Here is an 18,383-nt window from a genome sequence, read left to right on the forward strand (position 1 = left end):
CAATCTTTCAAATCAGGGGGTAAAGTCGCGCAGGTCGGCCACGGTTTTGGCATCCAGCCGTTTCAGCAGCGCCACCACCAGATCGACCATGCCATCAACATCGTGCCGGTTGATGACCCCGGTGTGAACGTGGGTATAGCGCGCCGGCACAACCAGATTGACCGTCGGCGCACCGCCAGCGATCGTCTGCATTTCCGCGCTGTCATCGCCATAGCCCTGCACCAGGTCCATCTGCAGCGGGATCGCCGCCGCACCCGCCACCTTGCGGATCAGCGACACCAGCTTGCGGTTGGGCAGCGCGCTGCTGTCGTACAGAAACAGCCCTGGCCCGGCGCCGAGCCTGATCTGCGATTCTTCCGGATGCGCGCCGCCGGCGTCGCCGGTCACGCCGCCCTCGATGGCAATGCCGATGTCGGGGTGGACCAGCGCGGTCGCCGCGCGCGCGCCGCGCAGGCCGATCTCTTCCTGCACCGTTGCCACAAAGAAAATCTGGTTGGGGTGGCCCTCGGCCTTCAACCGCTCCATCGCCAGCAGCAGGACCGCGCAACCGACGCGGTCATCCCAGGCCTTGCCGGCATAGTTGCCGGTGCCGTTCAATTCGGCAAATCCGCTGTCGGGCACCACCGGATCGCCCGGCGCAATGCCCAGCGCCGCGACCTCTGCCGGGGTGCGCGCGCCCACGTCCAGAAACACCGCATCGCGCTTGATCAATTGCCCGCGCTCGTCCGCCCCGGCCAGATGGATGTCGCGGATCGAGCTGACGGCATGGACCGGGCCCTTAGCACCGATGATCACCCAGCGTTGCCCGGCCAGCGCCTGGTCCAGCCAGCCGCCCAGCATCTGCATCGACAGGAACCCATCTGGCGTGACCCGGCGCAGCACCCCGCCCAGTTCATCCATATGCGCATCGACCATCACGCGCGGGCCGCTGCTGCCCTGGCGCGCAATCACCGACCCCAGCCCGTCATAGCGCAGATCATCGGCCGCCGCCTTCATCCGCGGCACCATGATCGCGCGCACGGCTTCTTCAAACCCCGACGGCCCCGGCGCATTGCTGAGATCGCGCAGCAAATTTGCGGTCGGGTCGGCATAAGCGGGACCGGCCACACCCAGCAGCAGTGCGGCGGCAATCAGCGTTTTCATGGGTTACCTCAATCGGATCAGGATTTGCTGTAGACCAGTTTGCCGCCGACGAAGGTCATGTCGACATGGCCATTCAGGAATGTTTCGGGCGGAGCGGTCAGCGGATCGAACGGCAGCACGATCATGTCGGCCAGCTTGCCAGGTTCCAGCGTGCCCTTGTCGTGTTCCTCACGCGACAGGTACGCGCCGTTGGCAGTATAGGCGCGGATCGCCTCGGCGCGGCCGACCGCTTCGTCGGGGCCGTGTACCATGCCGCTTGGCCCCTTGCGGGTGATCGCGGCGTACAGCCCGACCAGCGGCCCGACTGGCAGGTTGTCGCTGCCAAACGCCATGAAGATGCCGAATTTGTGCACCGGGGTGGCGATCGGATTGTTGTGCGCCAGCCGCCAGTCATCCAGCGTGGCGACATAGCGATTTTCCAGATTGTACAGGAAATTGGGCTGCTGCGCGATCCAGATGTGGTCTTTGGCCATCGTCGCCATCGTCGCATCGGGCGGCATAATGGTGAAATGGTCGGTAAACCAGCGGCGATCATCGGCGGCATGCGCCGGATCGGGGATCGTCTCCAGCGAATGGGCATAGGCGTTGATGGTCTGCACGATCGCCGCATCGCCGATGCAATGCAGCCCCAGTTGCCAGCCCAGCCGGTTGGAATTGTCGACCAGGTCCTGCAATTCGGCATCGGTATAGCGGCCCTTGCCGCGAAACCCCGGTTGCCCCTTGTAATCGACCAGCAGCCACGCGGTCGGCCCGGTAAACCCGCCATCGACCAGGTTTTCGCCAATCGCGCCCAGCCGCACACGGTCATCGCCATAACCCGAATGGTGGGGAAACGCCTTCAACCGTTCCGCGCCGGGGTACGAGATATACATTGTCACGCGCGGCAGCTGGTCGCCCATTTCGGCATAGAGCGCACGCGCGCGGGCAAAGGTCATGTCGCCGCTGGCAATTTCCGTTCCGTCGGCGGGTGGCGCCTTGCCGCCCAGCCCGACCGGTTCATCGTCGATCTTGCCGCTGGCATCGTGAAAACTGGTGATGCCGAGCTCCAGAAACCCCTTCAGCGTCTTGATCATCGGGCCCTTCATCTGTGCCCAGGTCGGGTCGGGGATAAATTTTTCGACGATATCCTGCCGTTCACGGATGATCCCGCTGGGTTCGCCGCTGGCATCGTGTTCGATCAGCCCGCTTTTGGGATCGGGCGTGTCGCGCGTCACCCCGGCCAGTTTGAACGCCAGCGAATTGGCCGCGGCCGAATGCGCGCCCGCGCGCACCAGCAGCACGGGATTGTCCGGCGCGGCGGCATCGAGATCGGCGCGGGTCAGGTTGCGCTTTTCCGCCAGCGCGGCTTCCTGCCAGCCATAGCCGGTGATCCATTTGCCGGGGCCCAGCTCGGCGGCCTTTTTGCGCACCATCGCCTGCAATTCGACAATCGAATGCGCCTGCAACGCTTCGATATCGCTGGGGCCGATCGGGATCGGGTGCACATGCGTATCGATAAACCCGGGCATCAGTGTGCGGCCATTTAGATCGATCACCTGGGCCGCGCTATAGCGGTCGAGCAGGTCCTCCGCCCCGGTGGCAACGATCCGCCCGCCGCGCACCGCCACCGCGCTGGCGGTGGAAAACCCCGCGTCGACGGTCAGCACCTGGCCATCGTGAAGGATCAGATCGACCGCCTCTTTCGCGCCTGCGCCGGCCGGCAGCGCCGCCACGCCCGACAGCAGTGCCGCCAGCGCCAATGCCCTTATCCGCATGACCATTCCCCCATCATTCCCGAACCCGGATTTACGCGCAACATGGCGCAGCCACAGGCCATGGGCAAGGCCTGCCGCAATAAGGAAAAATGGGCTTGTCGCCGTGCGCATCGCGGTGGATTGTCGTACTGGCCCACGACCACAGGACATACGACACCGCCATGACCGCCACACTTGCGCCGCTGATCGATCCCGCCACCTGCGATGCGTTTCGCGACGACGGCGTGGTCGTGCTGCGCGGGCTGTTCGGCGACTGGATTGAACCCTTGCGCGAAGGCGCGCGTGCCAACATGGCGCAGCCCAGCCCGCTGCACCGCAATTATACCAAGGCTGGTGCGCGGTTCTTTGGCGATTATTGCAACTGGGCGGCGATCCCCGAATTTCGCGCCTTTGTCGAAGGTTCGCCGGCGGGGGCAGTGGCGCGCGAATTGATGGGATCACGCATAGCCCGGATTTTCCACGAACACCTGCTGGTAAAGGAGCCGGGCGCAGACATCCCGACGCCATGGCACCACGACAGCCCCTATTATTGCGTCGATGGGCGCCAGACGGTCAGCCTGTGGTTGCCACTGGACCCGGTGCCGCGCGAAATCTGCCTGGAATCGGTGGCGGGCAGCCATGCCTGGGGCAAACTGTTCCGCCCGCGCCGGTTTGATGGCACCGCCTATGACCATGATTCGGCCGGGCTGGTCGAAATGCCCGACATTTCCGCCACGCGCGACCAATACCGCATCGTGTCGTGGGACCTGCAACCGGGCGATTGCATCGCGTTCAATTTCCTGACCGTGCACGGCGCGCCCGGCAACCCCACCGGCGGCGCGCGTCGGGCGTTTTCCACGCGCTGGTTTGGCGAAGACGCCCGCTATGCCGATCGCGGTGGCGCCACATCACCGCCCTATCCCGACCTTGCCACCCGCCTGCGCGCCGGCGACCCGCTGCCAGAGGACCTGTTCCCGGTGATCGCCCGCGCGTAAATCCTCCCCGAACCGTGGAGGATTTAGCGCGCGGGATCGAGGGAGATCACGCGCTCGGCCGCGGCCGCCACCGCCGCATCGCTGTACACGAACGGCACATAGCGCCCCGCCGCCCACAGCGGAAACAGATCGCGGTAATGCGCGCTGAACGGGTCACCCGATTGGCCCGGACTGTTGATCACGCGCGAATTGTCCCACGCGCCGACATCCATCACCAGCCGCACCGATGCGCCGCCGGTCACCGTATAGGCATTGCGCGCATCCCAGGTGGCCATCGGCGTGCTGCCCGATCCGCCCACCCCCAGCGGGCCGACAGTCATTTTGGCCAGCATGGTCGCAGGCACGCGTGGCGCAATCGCGGGGCTCCATTGCGCCAGGTGCAAGTCACCCCAGCGCCAATGCGCCGGGTCGGCCCCCAGCCGCGCCACCGCATCGCGCCACGCCGCCGCAAGCGAGGTGACCACAATGGTGCGCCGCGCCAAAGCCGGGTCCGGCCCGAGCCGCGCATCGCCGCGCGCCAGCCAGTCGATCACTGCGCCCGGGGCAGCGTTTTCCAGCGCCTTGGCCAGATCACCCTTTGCTACGGTGGTCGCTGCCACTGGTGCGAGTTGGCTGGTCAGCCACAGTTCCGCCAGCGCCGCCGCGCCGCTATCGGCGCGTTCATCGCCATCCCACCCCTGCAACAGCACAATCGCCTTTTGCGCATCGGCATCGTCGGTGGTCAGCCCGCGCAGCAGGGCCACCCCGCGCAACGCCAGCCGGCTGGTCGTATCGGTCTGCAACGCGGTCATATCGTCCAGCGTCAGTTTGGGTTTGGCCGCCAGCCGCGCCTCGATCTCGTCAATGCGCGACGGGTCTGACCACACGAAGCTGACCGGGCGGGTTTCGCTTGGCCAATCCTTTGGCAGGTTGATGGCGTTGGCGGTGGCAACAAACCCGCGCGACGGGTTGTGGATCACCGGCAGATCACTGGCGGCAATCATCCCGCGCCATTCAAAACGGCCATCGCCAGGTACCGGCAGCAGCCCGTCCCAGCCGCTGCGTTGCGGGATGAACGCCGCCGGGCGCCAGCCAATATCGCCGTGGACATCGGCATAGACCAGATTGAGCGGCGGCGCCGACCAATGCGCCTGCGCCGTGGTGAAATCGCCCCACCCGGTCGCGCCGTACAGCCACGACGCGTTGAAATAACCCGCGCCGCCCGGCTCGGTCCACACCGTTCGCAGCGCATAGGCATGGGTGCCATCCTGATGGATCACCGGGCCGTGGCGGGTGTAGGCCAGCGTGACGTTCTGCACCGTCAGCGCCTCTGGCGTGCCGCCGCGCACCGGCACCGCTTCCTGTTCGGTCTGGAACGGTTCCCACTGACCCTGGTACAGATAGGCGCCGGGGTGCTGCGGGCTGATATCGTAAACGTACAGGTCTTCCTGATCGGCCGGGAAGATCGTCAGGCCCCATGCAATGGTATCGTTGTGGCCAAAGCTGATGCCGGGCAATGATGGTTCGCCAGCCCCGGCAATGTGCAGGCCTGGCGCCGCCAGATCGACCAGATAGCGCAACGCCGGCACACCATGCGCGCGGTGCGGATCGTTGGCGACAATCGGGCGGCCCGTCGCGGAATGCGCGGCATCGATCGCCCAGTTGTTCGATCCCTCCTGGCTGGCGGCACGATCCCGGCTGTCGGCGAATACTGCATCGGGCAATCCGGCGGCCGACAGCGCCGGCGCGGCAAAGCTGACACCCTTGGTGCCCAGCAGGTAATCATCGAGCACATCGGCAGGAATGCTGCATGGGTCCAGCCCCGTGGGAACGCGAATATCATGCGCCGGTTCGATCCGCCGATGCAGCGTCAGGAATGGCGCGCCACCCTGGCACAGCAGCCGCGCGCGTTCGACCTCGTCCGCCACGTTGCTGACCAACGCATGGCTGCGGATGCGCACGACATCATCGGCGGCCCACAGTTCGGGGCGGGTGCGCGTGATCGTGAATTCGGGCGGCAGAGTGGTGCTTTGCGCGATGTAGGCATTGATCCCGGCGACGAACGCCTCGGTCTCTGCCTTGGCGCCGGCCGGATAGCTGGCCCATTCGGCCGCCATGTCACCACGATACAGCAACAGCCGGCTGGCGCGGTCCTGCGCCAGATAGGCGGGCCCGAAACTGGCCGACAACCGCCCCAGCCCGCGTTTGCGCCACAGATCGATCTGCCACAGCCGGTCGCGCGCGGCATTCCAGCCCTGCACGAAAAACGCATCATGCACGTTTCCCGCGCGGATATGGGCAATGCCCCAACGATCAACGGTCACTTTGGCCGGCGCGGTCAGGCCATGCAGCACCAGACGATCCATCTGTGGTGCGGCATCGGCCAGCACCGGTGCAGTCCAGGCCGTCGCCGCCAGCAGTGCCGCGGCCATCCCGGTCAGCTTTCGTCCGATCATCACCACCCCCATTGCCCCGTTCCGGCAACAGGTTGCGCCGGGCCGCGCCGTCTGACAAGCCCCCCGGCATGCGCACGCCGTTGGATCAGGCCGCGCGCACCCGCGTGATCACATCCTGAAACGCGCGATAGGCATCCTCGCCCAGGTATTGTGCATAGTGGCATTTGGCCAGCGCTGCGTCGGGCGGGAAAATCGCCGGGTTGTTGCGATAGGAATCGGGCATTTTGGCCAGCGCCGCCGCGTTGGGGGTGGGATAGGAAATGGTGCGCGAAATATCCGCACCGGCATCGGCGCTGAGCAGGTAATTGATGAACGCATGCGCGGCATCGGGGTTGGGCGCGCCGGTCGGGATGGCCAGCTGGTCGGACTGGATCAGGCTGCCTTCACGCGGCACGACAAAGGCCAGATCAGGGTCTTCGCGCATGACTTGCGCGATATCGCCGTTGTATTCGATCACGATGTCGATATCGCCCGCCAGCAGCAGATCCTGCCCGTTGTCGTCGTGAAACAGGGCGATGTTGGGCTTTTGCCGGATCAGCAGGTCCTGCGCGGCCTGCAGCGCGGCGGGATCGAACCGGTTGGGATCGCGGCCCTGATAGATTTCGGCCATGCGGCACAGATCGGGCGCGTCGGACAACAACCCGATGCGGCCCTTGTAACGGTCGGAATCAAACACCCATTTCCAGCTGTCGGGCACACCGCCGATCTTTGATTTGCGATAGCCGATGCCCAGCACCAGCCAGGTATAGGGCATGCCGTATTTGCGTTCGGGGTCATAAGTCGGGTGCAGGAACGGCGGCGCGATATTGGCCATATTGGGGATTTTGGCGTGGTCGAGCGACATCAGCATGCCCGCTTTCGCCATGCGTTGCAGAAAATCGTGGCTGGGCACGATCACGTCATACCCCGGGTTGCCGCCGCGCAATTTGGCAAACAGTTCATCGTTGCTGGCAAACAGGCTCATCTTGACATGGGTGCCACTGGCGGCCTCGAACCCGGCCAGCGTGTTTTTGCCGACATAGGTATCCCAGTTGTAGAAATTGATCTGTGATCCGGCGGCACGGTGGCACCCGCCCAGGCTGCCAAGACCGCCGGCAAAGCTGATGCCCACGGCGCTGGCGCCCAGCCCGGCCAGAATGCTGCGTCGTGACCGGGGATACGCCATCAAACCCTCCGTTTCGGGTGCCACTGCCTTACCAGCAGGGGCAATTGTGATCACAGTTTGACCACCCTACAGCTTCAACCGTTCCCAATCCTGCATCAGATCGGCGCAATCACCAATGTCCGCCGCAATCGCCGCGCCCAGTGCGCCGGCATCACCGGCAACGATCGCGGCAATCGCCTCTCGATGCTGATCAACGAGGTTGGCGGTGCCATAGCGGCCATAGACCACGCGCATGAACGGGCCGAACTGCATCCACAGGCTTTCAATCATGCGCAGCGCCAGAGGCAGCGGGGCCGCGCCATAGATCAGCGAATGAAACCGGTGGTTCGAATCCATATAGGCGCGCGCATCACCGCCGGCCAGCGCGGCATCGGTGGCATCATCAGCCGCACGAATCTGGCGCAGGGTTTCGCTGGTGATGTGCGGCAACGCTGCGCTGGCCACCATCGGTTCCAGCACGGTGCGCAGCCGCATGATTTCTTCAAACCGCGCAGTGGTCATGCGGGGGACCATGACCGCGCGTTTCGATCGGATTTCGACCGCGCCCTCGGCCGCGATGCGGCTGAGCGCGTCGCGCACCGGCATCTGGCTGACCCCCATTTCCTGCGCCAGTCCGCGGGTCGAAATGCCCACGCCCGGGACGATCCGGCCGGTGATCAGGCGATAGCGCAAATCGTTGTAGACCTGTTCACGCAACGATGCCGGGGCATCGACGCAATCGTCAAGATCGGGATCGGCGCCAGCAATGGATTTCATGCGTTCGATTGTCCTTTCGGTCGATCATCATGGTTGGCAGGCACTGCGCCGTTGCCGCGTGTTGGCCCGGTCGTCGGTGATGGAATGCCACCCTTTTTGCCGTACAAACAGGGGGGACCGGGCGATTGATGCCGATCCGCCCCCATTTTGCCTAAAAGGGTGCCGAATGCCGGCAGCCCTTGCATTGACGCAACGAAGCCGTCCGTCTATCTGTGATCTAAGCTATCCGGTGCGCAACAGGACCCCTGGGTGACCCGTGCCGGACCACGCGCATTTTGGCGAGAGAGATCCATGGCCACTGTCAGCACCGTTCCCGTCCGCAATTATGACATCCCCGCGCTACGCCAGCTTGACGTTGCTCACCATCTGCCCGCGCAATCCAGTTACGGATTGCAGGTGGCCATGGGTGGCAGCCGGATCATCACCCATGCGCAAGGATCGACGCTGTATGATGGCGATGGCCAGGCCATTCTGGATGGCATGGCCGGGCTGTGGTGCGTCAATGTCGGCTATGGGCGCCCCGAACTGGTTGAGGTGGCGGCGCGGCAGATGGCCGAACTGCCATTCTACAACACCTTTTTCCGCACCGCGACGGTCCCGCCGATCGAACTGGCGGCAAAGCTGGCCGGGCTGCTGGGCGGCGATCTGCAGCACGTGTTTTTCAACAACAGCGGGTCGGAATCCAACGACACCGTGTTCCGGCTGGTACGCACCTATTGGTCGATGAAGGGGGAACCCCAGCGCACGGTCTTTATCAGCCGCCACAATGCCTATCACGGGTCAACCGTTGCCTCGGCCAGCCTGGGCGGGATGGATTACATGCATGTGCAGGGCGGATTACCGATCCCCGGCATCGAACACGTGATGCAGCCGTACCATTTTGGCGAAGCTTTTGGCGAAGACGCCGAGGCCTTTGCCACGCGCGCGGCGCAGGCGATCGAGGACCGCATTATCGCGGTCGGGCCTGAAAATGTTGCCGCGTTCATCGGCGAACCCGTTCAGGGCGCGGGCGGGGTGATCATCCCGCCGCCAGGATATTGGCCTAAGGTTGAGGCGATCTGCCGCAAATACGGCATTCTGCTGGTCGCGGACGAGGTGATCTGCGGGTTTGGCCGGCTGGGCGAATGGTTCGGGTTTCAGCATTACGGCATCCGCCCCGATATCGTGTCGATGGCCAAGGGGCTGTCATCGGGGTACCTGCCGATTTCGGCGACCGGCGTAAGCCACGAAATCGTCGAGGTGCTGCGCGCATCGGGCGAAGATTTCGTGCACGGCTATACCTATTCCGGCCATCCGGTGGCGGCGGCAGTGGCACTGCGCAACATCCAGATCATGGAGGATGAGGCGCTGATTGACCGCACGCGTGAGGATACCGGGCCTTATCTGGCGCAGGCGCTGCAACGGTTAGCCGCGCATCCGCTGGTGGGCGAAGTACGCTCGCTGGGGCTGATCGGCGCGGTCGAGATCGTGGCCGAACCGGGCACCAACCAACGCCATGGCCAGAAGAGCGGAGGTTCTGGTGGCCAGGCCGGCCCGATCGTGCGTGACGCCTGTATCGCGCGCGGATTGATGGTGCGCGCGATCCGCGATTCGATCGTGATGAGCCCGCCGCTGGTGATCACCCACGCCGAAATCGACCAGATCGTCGACACCATCCATGCCGCGCTGGATGCGAGCGCAGACGCGTTGTCGGCGCTGGGATAGAAATTCGGGCGGTTACGGCACTGGCTTGTCACGACCCCGCGTGAACAGCGCATTCGCGGCACTGCCCGCGACCTGCAGCAGCGTTTCGCGGCTGGCCTGCGACCGCGCCATGGCCATCAGCCCCAGCACCATCGCCACCAGCGCGTTGGCGGCGGCGGCCGGGTCCGCGTCGCGCGCATAGTCGCCGGCCTCCTGCCCGTATTGGACCTGAAGCACGAACCAGCCGCGCACCTCATCGACCAGTTTCTGCGCCAGATCGAGCGTTTCCCTGGTATGGGCGAACCGTTCCATGATGGTGTTGCAGATCAGGCAGCCCTTGCGATCGGGGTCGTCCGCCAGCGCCGATGCAAAGCCGCGCATCCACAAATCGATCGCCGCGGCGCCTTTGACATCGGTCGGGATCGTATCGCGAAAGCCATCGGTGTAACGCTGGAAGACCCGGCGAAACAGGTCGTTCTTGTCCTTTACAAAGGCATAGATGCTGCTGGCGCCCAGCCCGGTCGCCTCATAAATATCCGACATCGACGTCGCCGCAAAGCCGCGCCGCCAGAACACATCCAGCGACCGGTCAAGAAAGGCTTCGGCATCGAAACTGCGCGGGCGCGCCATGGTTGCAAAATCTCCTAGGTACGAAAAAAAAACCTATCATTGATTGGAAATCGGGCTTGACCGATTCGGGAACGACCGTTACTGTATCGATCATTCCAGATCTAATCCATGCCACGCTTCGGCTGACAGTTCCAGCACTCCATCACCAGCCGTCCCTTGGGGTGGCCGGTCTTGGTGGCGATCCTTTTCGTGCCTTTATCTTAGCGTCGTACCAACCAAAGGAATTGACCAATGGCCCGCATTCTTGCCGCGTTGACACTCGCCATCGCCCCCGCCCTCGTGCTCGCCAGCCCTGCCGCGGCACAAAGCTCCGGCCTGTATTACCACGCCGTGCTGGAAAAGCCGGCAACGTCCAGCCGGCTCATTTCCAGCGAAGTGGTGTGGTACGCCACTGCCAACACGATGGAAGCGCCCATCGCCGGCGAGCTGCCCAAGCAGGTCTGCGCCACGCTGGCGCACACAGTGGGCGCGGTCACCGAATTTACCGCCGAGGGCAAAGCACTGTCGGCCGAAGACCTGGCCTATTGCAACAAGCGCGCGCGCAAGACGAAATAAGCTGAGCTTGGCCTTATGGCGGGCGATGACGGCGGTCCGGTTACCGGACCGCTGTTGCCAGCGTCATGTTGAAAGCGGCGGCGGAGGTGTGGGCGGGGTTGGTCCATGGAAATTCAAATGGGTTATCCCCTTCAAAAGTTTGAACTATCTACCCTACACCCGCTCATCCTGAGCTTGTCGAAGGACACGCGCGACACCCGTCCAAACACTCACTGCTGGCGGCTGCGCGCCAACACACACAGCCGATCCAAATCGCCCGCGATCAACGCTTCCTTTTTGGCCCGGCTCCAGCCCTTCACCCGGCGTTCGGCACGAAAGGCCTCGTCACGCGTCGGGAATGATTCCGACCATGCCAATAAAACGGGGCGTCGCGCGGCAGTGTAGCTACCCACCAATCCGCGCTGATGTTGTGCCAACCGCACATCAAGATTGTCGGTATGTCCGGCATAATACGACCCGTCATTGCAGCGCAAGATGTAGGCGTAGAAGGTCATCACCAAGACTTACCGGCAGCGCGCATCCTTCGACAGGCTCAGGATGAGCGGGGTTGGTTGGGTCGTTCAGCGTAATAAAATATCACGAATAGATATGAAACCGTTCGGCGCGACCGCACAACGCATTTTATCTTCGTTCCCGCAGGATCGCCCTGCTGATCAGCAAACAGAGTGGCAATGCAAGAACACTGACCAGAATCAGCAAGACCCCGAGATGGTAGGCTCCTTGGCGCTCAGCTTCTATCCACGACTTTGGCCAAGGAGCGCGTTGCCCGATGCAAAACACCAGAATGGGTGCAATCAACCCACTAAATATTGAAAAAGCAAAACCGCGACGAACGCTGAAACGCCGCCACAGCTTTGCTATTGCAACCGTCAAACCACACAAGACCGCAAGCGGGAGACTGAAAACCCCGGCCAGAAATCCAATAGCCGCCAAAAACTCCATCCCGCTCGACCTACGCCGTCTGCAACCCCTTCTGCAGCGGCAGCGCACGTACGCGTTTGCCGGTCGCGGCAAACACCGCGTTGGCCAGCGCGGGGAAGATCACCGCGTTGGGCGGTTCGCCCATGCCGCCGGGTTTTTCGTGGTTTTCGACGATCGCGGTCTGAATCACCGGCGCCTCGTTCATGCGCAGCACGCGGTAATCGTGATAGTTTGACTGTTCGACGCGGCCATTGGCGATGGTTACTTCGCCAAACAGCGCGGCCGATGCGCCAAAGATAACCCCGCTATCGATCTGCGCGGCGACGCCTGACGGATTGACCGCCTGTCCGCAATCGACCGCTACGGTCACCTTTTTGACGGTGATCTGCTTGTCCTTGTCCACCGTCACCTCGGCAACGGCGGCCATATAGGTATCCCACAAGTGGATCACCGACACCCCGCGACCGGTGCCCGCCGGCGTCTTTTCGCCCCAGCCCGATTGCACCTTTACCGTTTCCAGCACCGCGCGCGCTCGCGGATCATCGATGTGTGCCAGGCGGAATGCGATCGGATCGGCGCCGACCATGTGCGCCACTTCGTCCATCGCGGATTCCATCACGAACGCACTGCGCAGCGGGCCAACCCCGCGCCACCAGCTGGTGGGGACCAGGCTTTCCTGCTGCTGAAACGTCACGTGGCGCGCAGGTGAAGCATAGATCGGCGTGATCGCGCCTTCGACCGCGTCATCATCCACGCCCTTGAACGCCGCGCCCATCAGCCGGGCATAGATCGATGATCCGGCAATCTTGTGTTCCCACGCCGCGATCTTGCCATCGGCGCCCACCGCGATATCGATGTGGTCGGCATAGGCGGGGCGGTACCAGTCGTGAGTCATGTCTTCTTCGCGTGACCAGATCAGCTTGACCGGGAACGCCACCTGTTTGGCCAGATCGACACAGCGTTCGACCATATCGGCCTCAAGCCGCCGGCCGAACCCGCCACCCATCAGGCGGTTGTGCAGCGTGACCTGGTCCAGCGGCAGGCCCAACCGCGCCGCGGCCGCCTTGCGCGCGTCGGACGGGATCTGCGTGCCGGTCCAGATTTCGCATTGGCCATCGTGCACATGCGCCACGCAATTGGCCGGTTCCATCGTCGCATGCGCCAGGAATGGCTGGGTATAGGTCGCGCTGAACCGGTGCGCCGCGCCCGTGCGCGCGGCAGCCAGATCGCCCGACGTCGCCGCAACAAAACCGGGTTTATCCAGCGCGGCCACCACATCGGCCATGATGGCGGCCGAGTTCGCGCCATTCTGTGCCGTGCTGCCCGACCATTGCGCCTTGGCCGCGATCAGCCCCTGCCGTGCGGCCCAGGTGTTGTCGGCGATCACATAGACCACGTCCGCACCCTTGATCACCCCGGTCACCCCGGGCACCGCGCGCGCGGCGGCCTCATCCACGCCGGCCAGTTTGCCGCCAAAGATCGGGCACACCGCGATGCTGGCATATTTCATACCGGGCCGGACAACGTCGATGCCATATTCGGCCGTCCCGCGGACCTTGGCATCGCCATCCAGCCGGCGCACCGGCCGACCAATCACCTTGTAGGCCGATGCCGGGCGCACGGGCGCATCCTTTGGCAGCGGGGCGGCGGCAGCGGCGGCCACCAGCGCGGCATAGGGCAGCACTTTGCCGCTGGGCTTGTGCAGCACCGCGCCATCGTGCGCGTCGCAATCGGCCGCGGGCACACCCCATTCGGCCGCGGCGGCGGCGACCAGCGCGGCGCGGGCACGCGCGCCCGCCTCACGCAGCGGCTGCCACAGTTCACGGATAGAGGTGGAACCGCCAGTGCCCTGGTCGATCGGCGCAAACCGCGCGGCATCACCATCAGCCAGTGTGACCTTTACAGCGCCGGGCTGCACCGCCAGCTCTTCGGCGGCGAGCATGGTGATCGCGGTCAGGATGCCCTGCCCCATTTCGGTCTTGGGCAGCGCCAGCGTGACCTGGCCCAGGCCATCAACCCCCAGCCAGCCATTGGCGGCCAGCGCCGCTGGCGCGGCAGCACGGCTGCGGCTGCTCAACGCCACCGGCACCACCAGCGCACCGGTCAGCAGGCCGGAACCCAGCAGGACATCACGTCGTGTGGTGCTGATCATGCTTTTTCTCCCGCATGAATTTCGGCGGCGCGGCGGATCGCGGTGCGGATGCGCGGATAGGTGCCGCAACGGCAGATGTTGCCGCTCATCCCGGCATCGATCGCGTTGTCATCGGGTTTGGGATTGTTTTTCAGCAGCGACGCGGCGGCGACGATCTGCCCGGGCTGGCAATAGCCGCATTGCACCACGTCGATTTCGTTCCAGGCGGCGACCAGCGCCTTGCCCAATGGCTGTTCGGTCAGGCCCTCGATCGTGGTGATCGATTTGCCCACGGCATCGCCCGCCGGGGTCTGGCAGCCAAACATGCGCACGCCATCGACCAGCACGCTGCACGCGCCGCACAGCCCGGCGGCACAGCCGAACTTGGTGCCCGGCAATTGCGCGACATCGCGCAACAGCCACAGCAGCGGCATTTCGGGTGGCACATCAAACGCGCGCCGTTTCCCGTTGATGGTCAGCGTAACAGCCATGGTCGTCCCCAGAGTATATTGGTTATCGCGCCGTACAACGCCGCAAGCCCGCCACGCTGTCAAGCGCCCATCAACCAGACTTGACCATTTTGCGGCTTTCTGGCGTGGTCGGCTTCCGCCAAAGCCCGAACGCCCTTTTTCGCGATCCGCCAACCTTTGCGAGTTTCCTGCCCATGACCCGCCCGCTGCTTGGTATCGTCGCCTGCGCCCGCGAATTTGAAGATGAGCCGATCCACCGTGTGATCGACCGGTATCTGCGCGCGCCGGCGCAATGGTCGGGGGTCGATGTGGTGCTGGTGCCCGTGCTGGGTGACCTGGCCGATCAGCGCAATCTGGCCAGGCGGCTCGACGGATTGCTGCTGACCGGCAGCACGTCAAACGTCGAAGGCCACCACTATGGCGCGCCGCACGACCACGGCCCGTTCGATCCCGAACGCGACGCCACCAGCCTGACGCTGGCGCGCGTGATGCTCGACGCGGGCCGCCCGGTGTTTGGCGTGTGCCGGGGTTTTCAGGAACTGAACGTGGTGTTTGGCGGCACGCTGCGCCATCTTGATCCGGCGGCGCAGGCGCTGCACCACGCGCCGGCCGGGGTCGATATCGACGCCATGTTTGCGCATGGCCACGCGGTGACCCCGGTGCCCGGCGGGGTGGTCGCCGGCGCACTGGGGACCGCGCCGATCCTCGTCAATTCGGTGCATTTTCAGGCGGTGGACCGGCTGGGCGCCGGCTTGACGGCAGAGGCGCATGCCGATGACGGACTGGCTGAGGCATTTTCGGCCACGGTCGGCAGCGCGCAGCTGCTGGCCGTGCAATGGCACCCCGAATGGGATGCCGACCGCAACCCGCAATCGCGCTGGTTTTTCACTGCACTGGGCGCGGCAATGGGCGCCGGTGCCAGCGCGGCTGATTGACCGGGCACGGCTTGTCCGATAGGCCAGCTGGCAATGTCAGGCTCTCGATCACGCGAGCGCGCAGGTCCGGGCGGCGAGGATACCAGCCGTTTTCCACGCTCCTATTATGCCGACACGGTCGGCACGCCGATCGCTGCCCACGCGCTGGATGGCGATGCGATCACCGATCATTGCATCATCGGCGGCGGGTTTACCGGGCTGGGTGCGGCGCTGGCGCTGGCGCGTGCCGGGCAATCGGTGCGGCTGATCGAATCCGGCCCGATCGGCTGGGGCGCATCGGGGCGCAACGGCGGGCAGGTGCATGTCGGCTGGCAACAGGATCTGCCGTGGCTGGAGGCAAAGCTGGATGCCGCCATGACGCGCGAACTGTGGGCGGCGGCGCTGGACGCGCGCGCGCACCTGGATGCCCTGATCGCCCAGGCCCCCGACATGTGCGATTACCGCCCCGGGTTGATCCACGCCGACCACCGTCCCGCCGCCGTGGCGCAGACACACGCGCATGTGGCGATGATGCGCGATGCCTGGGGTTATGACAGCCTGACCGCGCTGGGGCGGGATGAATTGCGCGGGATTGTTGCCAGCGACAATTACCACGGCGGCAGTTACGACACGCGCGGCGGGCACCTGAATCCGCTGAAACTGGCGATGACCATGGCACGCAGCGCGCAAGGTTCCGGCGCGCACCTGCATCCGCACACCCATGCGCTGGCGATCGATCGGGCGGGTGACGACTGGCGGGTGACCACGCCGCACGGGGTGATCCGCGCGGGTAAAGTGCTGGACGCCACCGGCGCCTATGCCCGCGCGCTGGTGCCGGCCACCGATGCGCATGTCCTGCCCATCAACAATTACATCGCCACCACCGCGCCGCTTGGCCCCGCGCTGGCCCACAGCCTGATCGGCAATGGCGCGGCGGTGTCGGACGGGCGGTTCGTGGTCTATTATTTCCGCATGACGCCCGATCATCGCCTGCTGTTTGGCGGTGGGGAAAACTATGGCAGGCATTTCCCGCGCGATATTGCCGCGTTTGTCCGGCCGCACCTGGTGCGCATCTTTCCGCAACTGGCCGATGTGGCGATCGATCATGCCTGGGGCGGGACGCTCGCCGTTTCGCCCAACCGGCTGCCGTTCGTGATCGAACCCGCGCCTGGTCTGTACGCCGCCAACGGCTTTTCCGGGGTCGGTGTGGTGCTGGCACCGTGGCTGGGACAGGCGGTCGGGCTGGCCATGGCGGGAAAGACAAATCCGGGCTATGATCTGGTGCGGCGCCTGCCCGCCCCGCGCTTTCCCGGCGGACCGCGGCTGCGATTGCCGACCCAAGCCCTTGCCATGCGATTCATGGCGCTGCGGGACCGGTTTTGAAAAACGAGCCCGATCCGCAGCACCAACCAGACGGAAGACCCAAGTCATGACCGAAGTTTTTGCCGAATGGATCCGCAGCCGGGGGATCAGCGAAGTCGAATGCCTGGTGCCCGACATCAACGGCGTCGTGCGCGGCAAAGTGTTCCCCGCCGACAAGTTCATATCCTCGGTCGGTTCGATGAGCCTGCGGCTGCCCTCCAGCGTGTTTTCGGTCACCATCACCGGCAATTATGCCGATACCGATGCCGATGATTTTCTCTATCGCGATCCCGATGTGTCACTGCGCCCCGATATCCGGTCGATCTGTGTCGCGCCGGGGTTTCGCACGCCGACCGCGTTTGTGGTGGCCGATGCGCTGCACCGCGATGGATCGCCGTTTGAAATCGCGCCGCGCTATGTGCTGCAACGCGTGCTCGACAAATTTGCCGAGATCGGCTGGACGATGGTGGTCGCGCCGGAGCTGGAATTCTATCTGACCGAGATCAACCCCGATCCCGATCTGCCGATCGTGCCGCCGCGTGGACGATCGGGCCGCGCGGAAAGCTCGCCCCAGCCCTATGGCCTGGAATCGGTGACCGAGTTTGAGGACATTATCGAGGAAATCTACGACAATTCGGAAATCGCGTCGCTGCAGCTGGATACCATGATCCATGAAAGCGGCACCGCGCAGCTGGAAATCAATTTCAACCATGGCGAACCGGTTGCGCTGTGCGACCAGGTGACCATTTTCAAACGCATCGTGCGCCAGGTCGCGCTGAAGCACGGGGTCTATGCCACGTTCATGGCCAAACCGATGGAAACCCAGCCGGGCAGCGCGATGCACCTGCACATTTCGGCCGAGGATGCCATGGGCCGCAACCTGTTTGGCAACGAGGCCGGGATCACCCAGGAATTCCGCCATTTCGTCGGCGGGTTGCAACGCTATCTGCCCGAAATCGCGCCGCTGTTTGCGCCCAATGTCAATTCGTTCCGCCGCATGCGCCCGGCGCACAGCGCGCCGATCAATGTGCAATGGGGGCATGACAACCGCAGCTGCGGCCTGCGCATCCCGACGTCGAACGCGCAAAGCACGCGCATTGAAAACCGCCTGCCGGGCGCCGATGCCAATCCCTATATCGCCATCGCCGCCAGCCTGGCCGCGGGGTATATCGGTGTGCGCGACCGCATCGAACCGCTGCCGCTGATCACCAGCAACGCCTATCTGGAGGAGCGCACTTTGCCGCGCAACCTGGACGGCGCGCTGAAACAGTTGATCGCGTGCGAACCCATGATCGAAATGCTGGGTGAAAATTTCATCCGCGCGTTTTACGAAATCAAGATGAACGAGCTGGCCGCCTATGACGAAGTGATCAGTTCGTGGGAACGCGATCACCTGTTGTTGAAGGCATAATACGAAGCTGCACTGACGTGCAGTCATACCTCCCGCCCCGCCTCCCCACCCGACCACCAACGATACCAGTAGGTTATGG

Annotated in this window: 15 protein-coding genes; 6 read left to right on the plus strand and 9 right to left on the minus strand. The window is 64.4% G+C overall.

The features are described 5' to 3' along the window. Nucleotides 1-12 precede the first annotated feature (12 nt). Nucleotides 13-1,143 carry a M42 family metallopeptidase gene (locus tag ABWP89_RS05895; RefSeq protein WP_353227894.1) on the minus strand — a complete coding sequence of 377 codons (1,131 nt, stop codon included), beginning with the start codon at nucleotides 1,141-1,143 and terminating at the stop codon, nucleotides 13-15. 17 nt (nucleotides 1,144-1,160) lie between these two features. Beyond that, entirely contained in the window at nucleotides 1,161-2,897 is a 1,737-nt protein-coding gene (locus tag ABWP89_RS05900) for an amidohydrolase (RefSeq protein ID WP_353227895.1), read from the minus strand. A 161-nt stretch (nucleotides 2,898-3,058) separates the two neighbouring features. Here ABWP89_RS05900 and ABWP89_RS05905 point away from each other — a divergent pair, with 161 nt between their 5' ends. Then, on the plus strand, nucleotides 3,059-3,871 hold the full coding sequence (locus ABWP89_RS05905) for a phytanoyl-CoA dioxygenase family protein (protein WP_353227896.1): 813 nt from the start codon (nucleotides 3,059-3,061) through the stop codon (nucleotides 3,869-3,871). 23 nt (nucleotides 3,872-3,894) lie between these two features. On the opposite strand, the gene ABWP89_RS05910 is transcribed toward ABWP89_RS05905, so the two are convergent. The 3 genes from ABWP89_RS05910 to ABWP89_RS05920 form a co-directional block, all read right to left on the minus strand. Further along, a complete protein-coding gene (locus tag ABWP89_RS05910; protein ID WP_353227898.1) occupies nucleotides 3,895-6,306 on the minus strand; it encodes a penicillin acylase family protein in 2,412 nt (803 codons plus the stop codon). 85 nt (nucleotides 6,307-6,391) lie between these two features. Next, nucleotides 6,392-7,471, minus strand: coding sequence for an ABC transporter substrate-binding protein (locus tag ABWP89_RS05915; protein ID WP_353227899.1), 1,080 nt, complete (start codon nucleotides 7,469-7,471; stop codon nucleotides 6,392-6,394). 66 nt (nucleotides 7,472-7,537) lie between these two features. Next, nucleotides 7,538-8,227 (minus strand): GntR family transcriptional regulator, encoded by a 690-nt coding sequence (locus tag ABWP89_RS05920; RefSeq protein ID WP_353227901.1) that lies wholly within the window; start codon nucleotides 8,225-8,227, stop codon nucleotides 7,538-7,540. A 291-nt stretch (nucleotides 8,228-8,518) separates the two neighbouring features. Between ABWP89_RS05920 and ABWP89_RS05925 the strand changes: the two genes are divergently transcribed. After that, nucleotides 8,519-9,931 carry an aminotransferase gene (locus ABWP89_RS05925; RefSeq protein WP_353227902.1) on the plus strand — a complete coding sequence of 471 codons (1,413 nt, stop codon included), beginning with the start codon at nucleotides 8,519-8,521 and terminating at the stop codon, nucleotides 9,929-9,931. A 12-nt stretch (nucleotides 9,932-9,943) separates the two neighbouring features. Here ABWP89_RS05925 and ABWP89_RS05930 read toward each other — a convergent pair whose 3' ends face one another. Beyond that, entirely contained in the window at nucleotides 9,944-10,540 is a 597-nt protein-coding gene (locus ABWP89_RS05930; protein ID WP_353227903.1) for a TetR/AcrR family transcriptional regulator, read from the minus strand. 231 nt (nucleotides 10,541-10,771) lie between these two features. Between ABWP89_RS05930 and ABWP89_RS05935 the strand changes: the two genes are divergently transcribed. Further along, nucleotides 10,772-11,095 carry a CC_3452 family protein gene (locus ABWP89_RS05935; protein ID WP_353227904.1) on the plus strand — a complete coding sequence of 108 codons (324 nt, stop codon included), beginning with the start codon at nucleotides 10,772-10,774 and terminating at the stop codon, nucleotides 11,093-11,095. Nucleotides 11,096-11,304: 209 nt separating this feature from the next. Here ABWP89_RS05935 and ABWP89_RS05940 read toward each other — a convergent pair whose 3' ends face one another. The 3 genes from ABWP89_RS05940 to ABWP89_RS05950 form a co-directional block, all read right to left on the minus strand. Then, a complete protein-coding gene (locus tag ABWP89_RS05940) occupies nucleotides 11,305-11,589 on the minus strand; it encodes a GIY-YIG nuclease family protein (protein WP_353227905.1) in 285 nt (94 codons plus the stop codon). Between the two features lie 458 nt (nucleotides 11,590-12,047). Next, entirely contained in the window at nucleotides 12,048-14,168 is a 2,121-nt protein-coding gene (locus ABWP89_RS05945; RefSeq protein WP_353227906.1) for a xanthine dehydrogenase family protein molybdopterin-binding subunit, read from the minus strand. Next, nucleotides 14,165-14,638 carry a (2Fe-2S)-binding protein gene (locus ABWP89_RS05950; protein ID WP_353227907.1) on the minus strand — a complete coding sequence of 158 codons (474 nt, stop codon included), beginning with the start codon at nucleotides 14,636-14,638 and terminating at the stop codon, nucleotides 14,165-14,167. The genes ABWP89_RS05945 and ABWP89_RS05950 overlap by 4 nt, the downstream gene beginning before the upstream one ends. A gap of 173 nt (nucleotides 14,639-14,811) precedes the next feature. Here ABWP89_RS05950 and ABWP89_RS05955 point away from each other — a divergent pair, with 173 nt between their 5' ends. Genes ABWP89_RS05955 through ABWP89_RS05965 form a run of 3 tightly spaced genes read left to right on the plus strand, consistent with a single transcriptional unit; the run spans nucleotide 14,812 to nucleotide 18,304 of the window. Further along, nucleotides 14,812-15,552 carry a gamma-glutamyl-gamma-aminobutyrate hydrolase family protein gene (locus tag ABWP89_RS05955; protein WP_353227908.1) on the plus strand — a complete coding sequence of 247 codons (741 nt, stop codon included), beginning with the start codon at nucleotides 14,812-14,814 and terminating at the stop codon, nucleotides 15,550-15,552. Nucleotides 15,553-15,585: 33 nt separating this feature from the next. Beyond that, entirely contained in the window at nucleotides 15,586-16,914 is a 1,329-nt protein-coding gene (locus ABWP89_RS05960; RefSeq protein WP_353227910.1) for an NAD(P)/FAD-dependent oxidoreductase, read from the plus strand. 46 nt (nucleotides 16,915-16,960) lie between these two features. Next, complete coding sequence (locus ABWP89_RS05965; RefSeq protein WP_353227911.1) at nucleotides 16,961-18,304, plus strand: glutamine synthetase family protein; 1,344 nt, start codon at nucleotides 16,961-16,963, stop codon at nucleotides 18,302-18,304. Nucleotides 18,305-18,383 lie beyond the last annotated feature (79 nt).

The organism is Novosphingobium sp. (genome assembly GCF_040398825.1).
Taxonomy (GTDB): domain Bacteria; phylum Pseudomonadota; class Alphaproteobacteria; order Sphingomonadales; family Sphingomonadaceae; genus Novosphingobium.

Bases quoted from the DNA above. Each gene is read 5' to 3' on its own strand.
- ABWP89_RS05895 (WP_353227894.1), bottom strand. From the start codon at position 1,143: ATGAAAACGCTGATTGCCGCCGCACTGCTGCTGGGTGTGGCCGGTCCC.
- ABWP89_RS05900 (WP_353227895.1), bottom strand. From the start codon at position 2,897: ATGCGGATAAGGGCATTGGCGCTGGCGGCACTGCTGTCGGGCGTGGCG.
- ABWP89_RS05905 (WP_353227896.1), top strand. From the start codon at position 3,059: ATGACCGCCACACTTGCGCCGCTGATCGATCCCGCCACCTGCGATGCG.
- ABWP89_RS05910 (WP_353227898.1), bottom strand. From the start codon at position 6,306: ATGATCGGACGAAAGCTGACCGGGATGGCCGCGGCACTGCTGGCGGCG.
- ABWP89_RS05915 (WP_353227899.1), bottom strand. From the start codon at position 7,471: ATGGCGTATCCCCGGTCACGACGCAGCATTCTGGCCGGGCTGGGCGCC.
- ABWP89_RS05920 (WP_353227901.1), bottom strand. From the start codon at position 8,227: ATGAAATCCATTGCTGGCGCCGATCCCGATCTTGACGATTGCGTCGAT.
- ABWP89_RS05925 (WP_353227902.1), top strand. From the start codon at position 8,519: ATGGCCACTGTCAGCACCGTTCCCGTCCGCAATTATGACATCCCCGCG.
- ABWP89_RS05930 (WP_353227903.1), bottom strand. From the start codon at position 10,540: ATGGCGCGCCCGCGCAGTTTCGATGCCGAAGCCTTTCTTGACCGGTCG.
- ABWP89_RS05935 (WP_353227904.1), top strand. From the start codon at position 10,772: ATGGCCCGCATTCTTGCCGCGTTGACACTCGCCATCGCCCCCGCCCTC.
- ABWP89_RS05940 (WP_353227905.1), bottom strand. From the start codon at position 11,589: ATGACCTTCTACGCCTACATCTTGCGCTGCAATGACGGGTCGTATTAT.
- ABWP89_RS05945 (WP_353227906.1), bottom strand. From the start codon at position 14,168: ATGATCAGCACCACACGACGTGATGTCCTGCTGGGTTCCGGCCTGCTG.
- ABWP89_RS05950 (WP_353227907.1), bottom strand. From the start codon at position 14,638: ATGGCTGTTACGCTGACCATCAACGGGAAACGGCGCGCGTTTGATGTG.
- ABWP89_RS05955 (WP_353227908.1), top strand. From the start codon at position 14,812: ATGACCCGCCCGCTGCTTGGTATCGTCGCCTGCGCCCGCGAATTTGAA.
- ABWP89_RS05960 (WP_353227910.1), top strand. From the start codon at position 15,586: ATGTCAGGCTCTCGATCACGCGAGCGCGCAGGTCCGGGCGGCGAGGAT.
- ABWP89_RS05965 (WP_353227911.1), top strand. From the start codon at position 16,961: ATGACCGAAGTTTTTGCCGAATGGATCCGCAGCCGGGGGATCAGCGAA.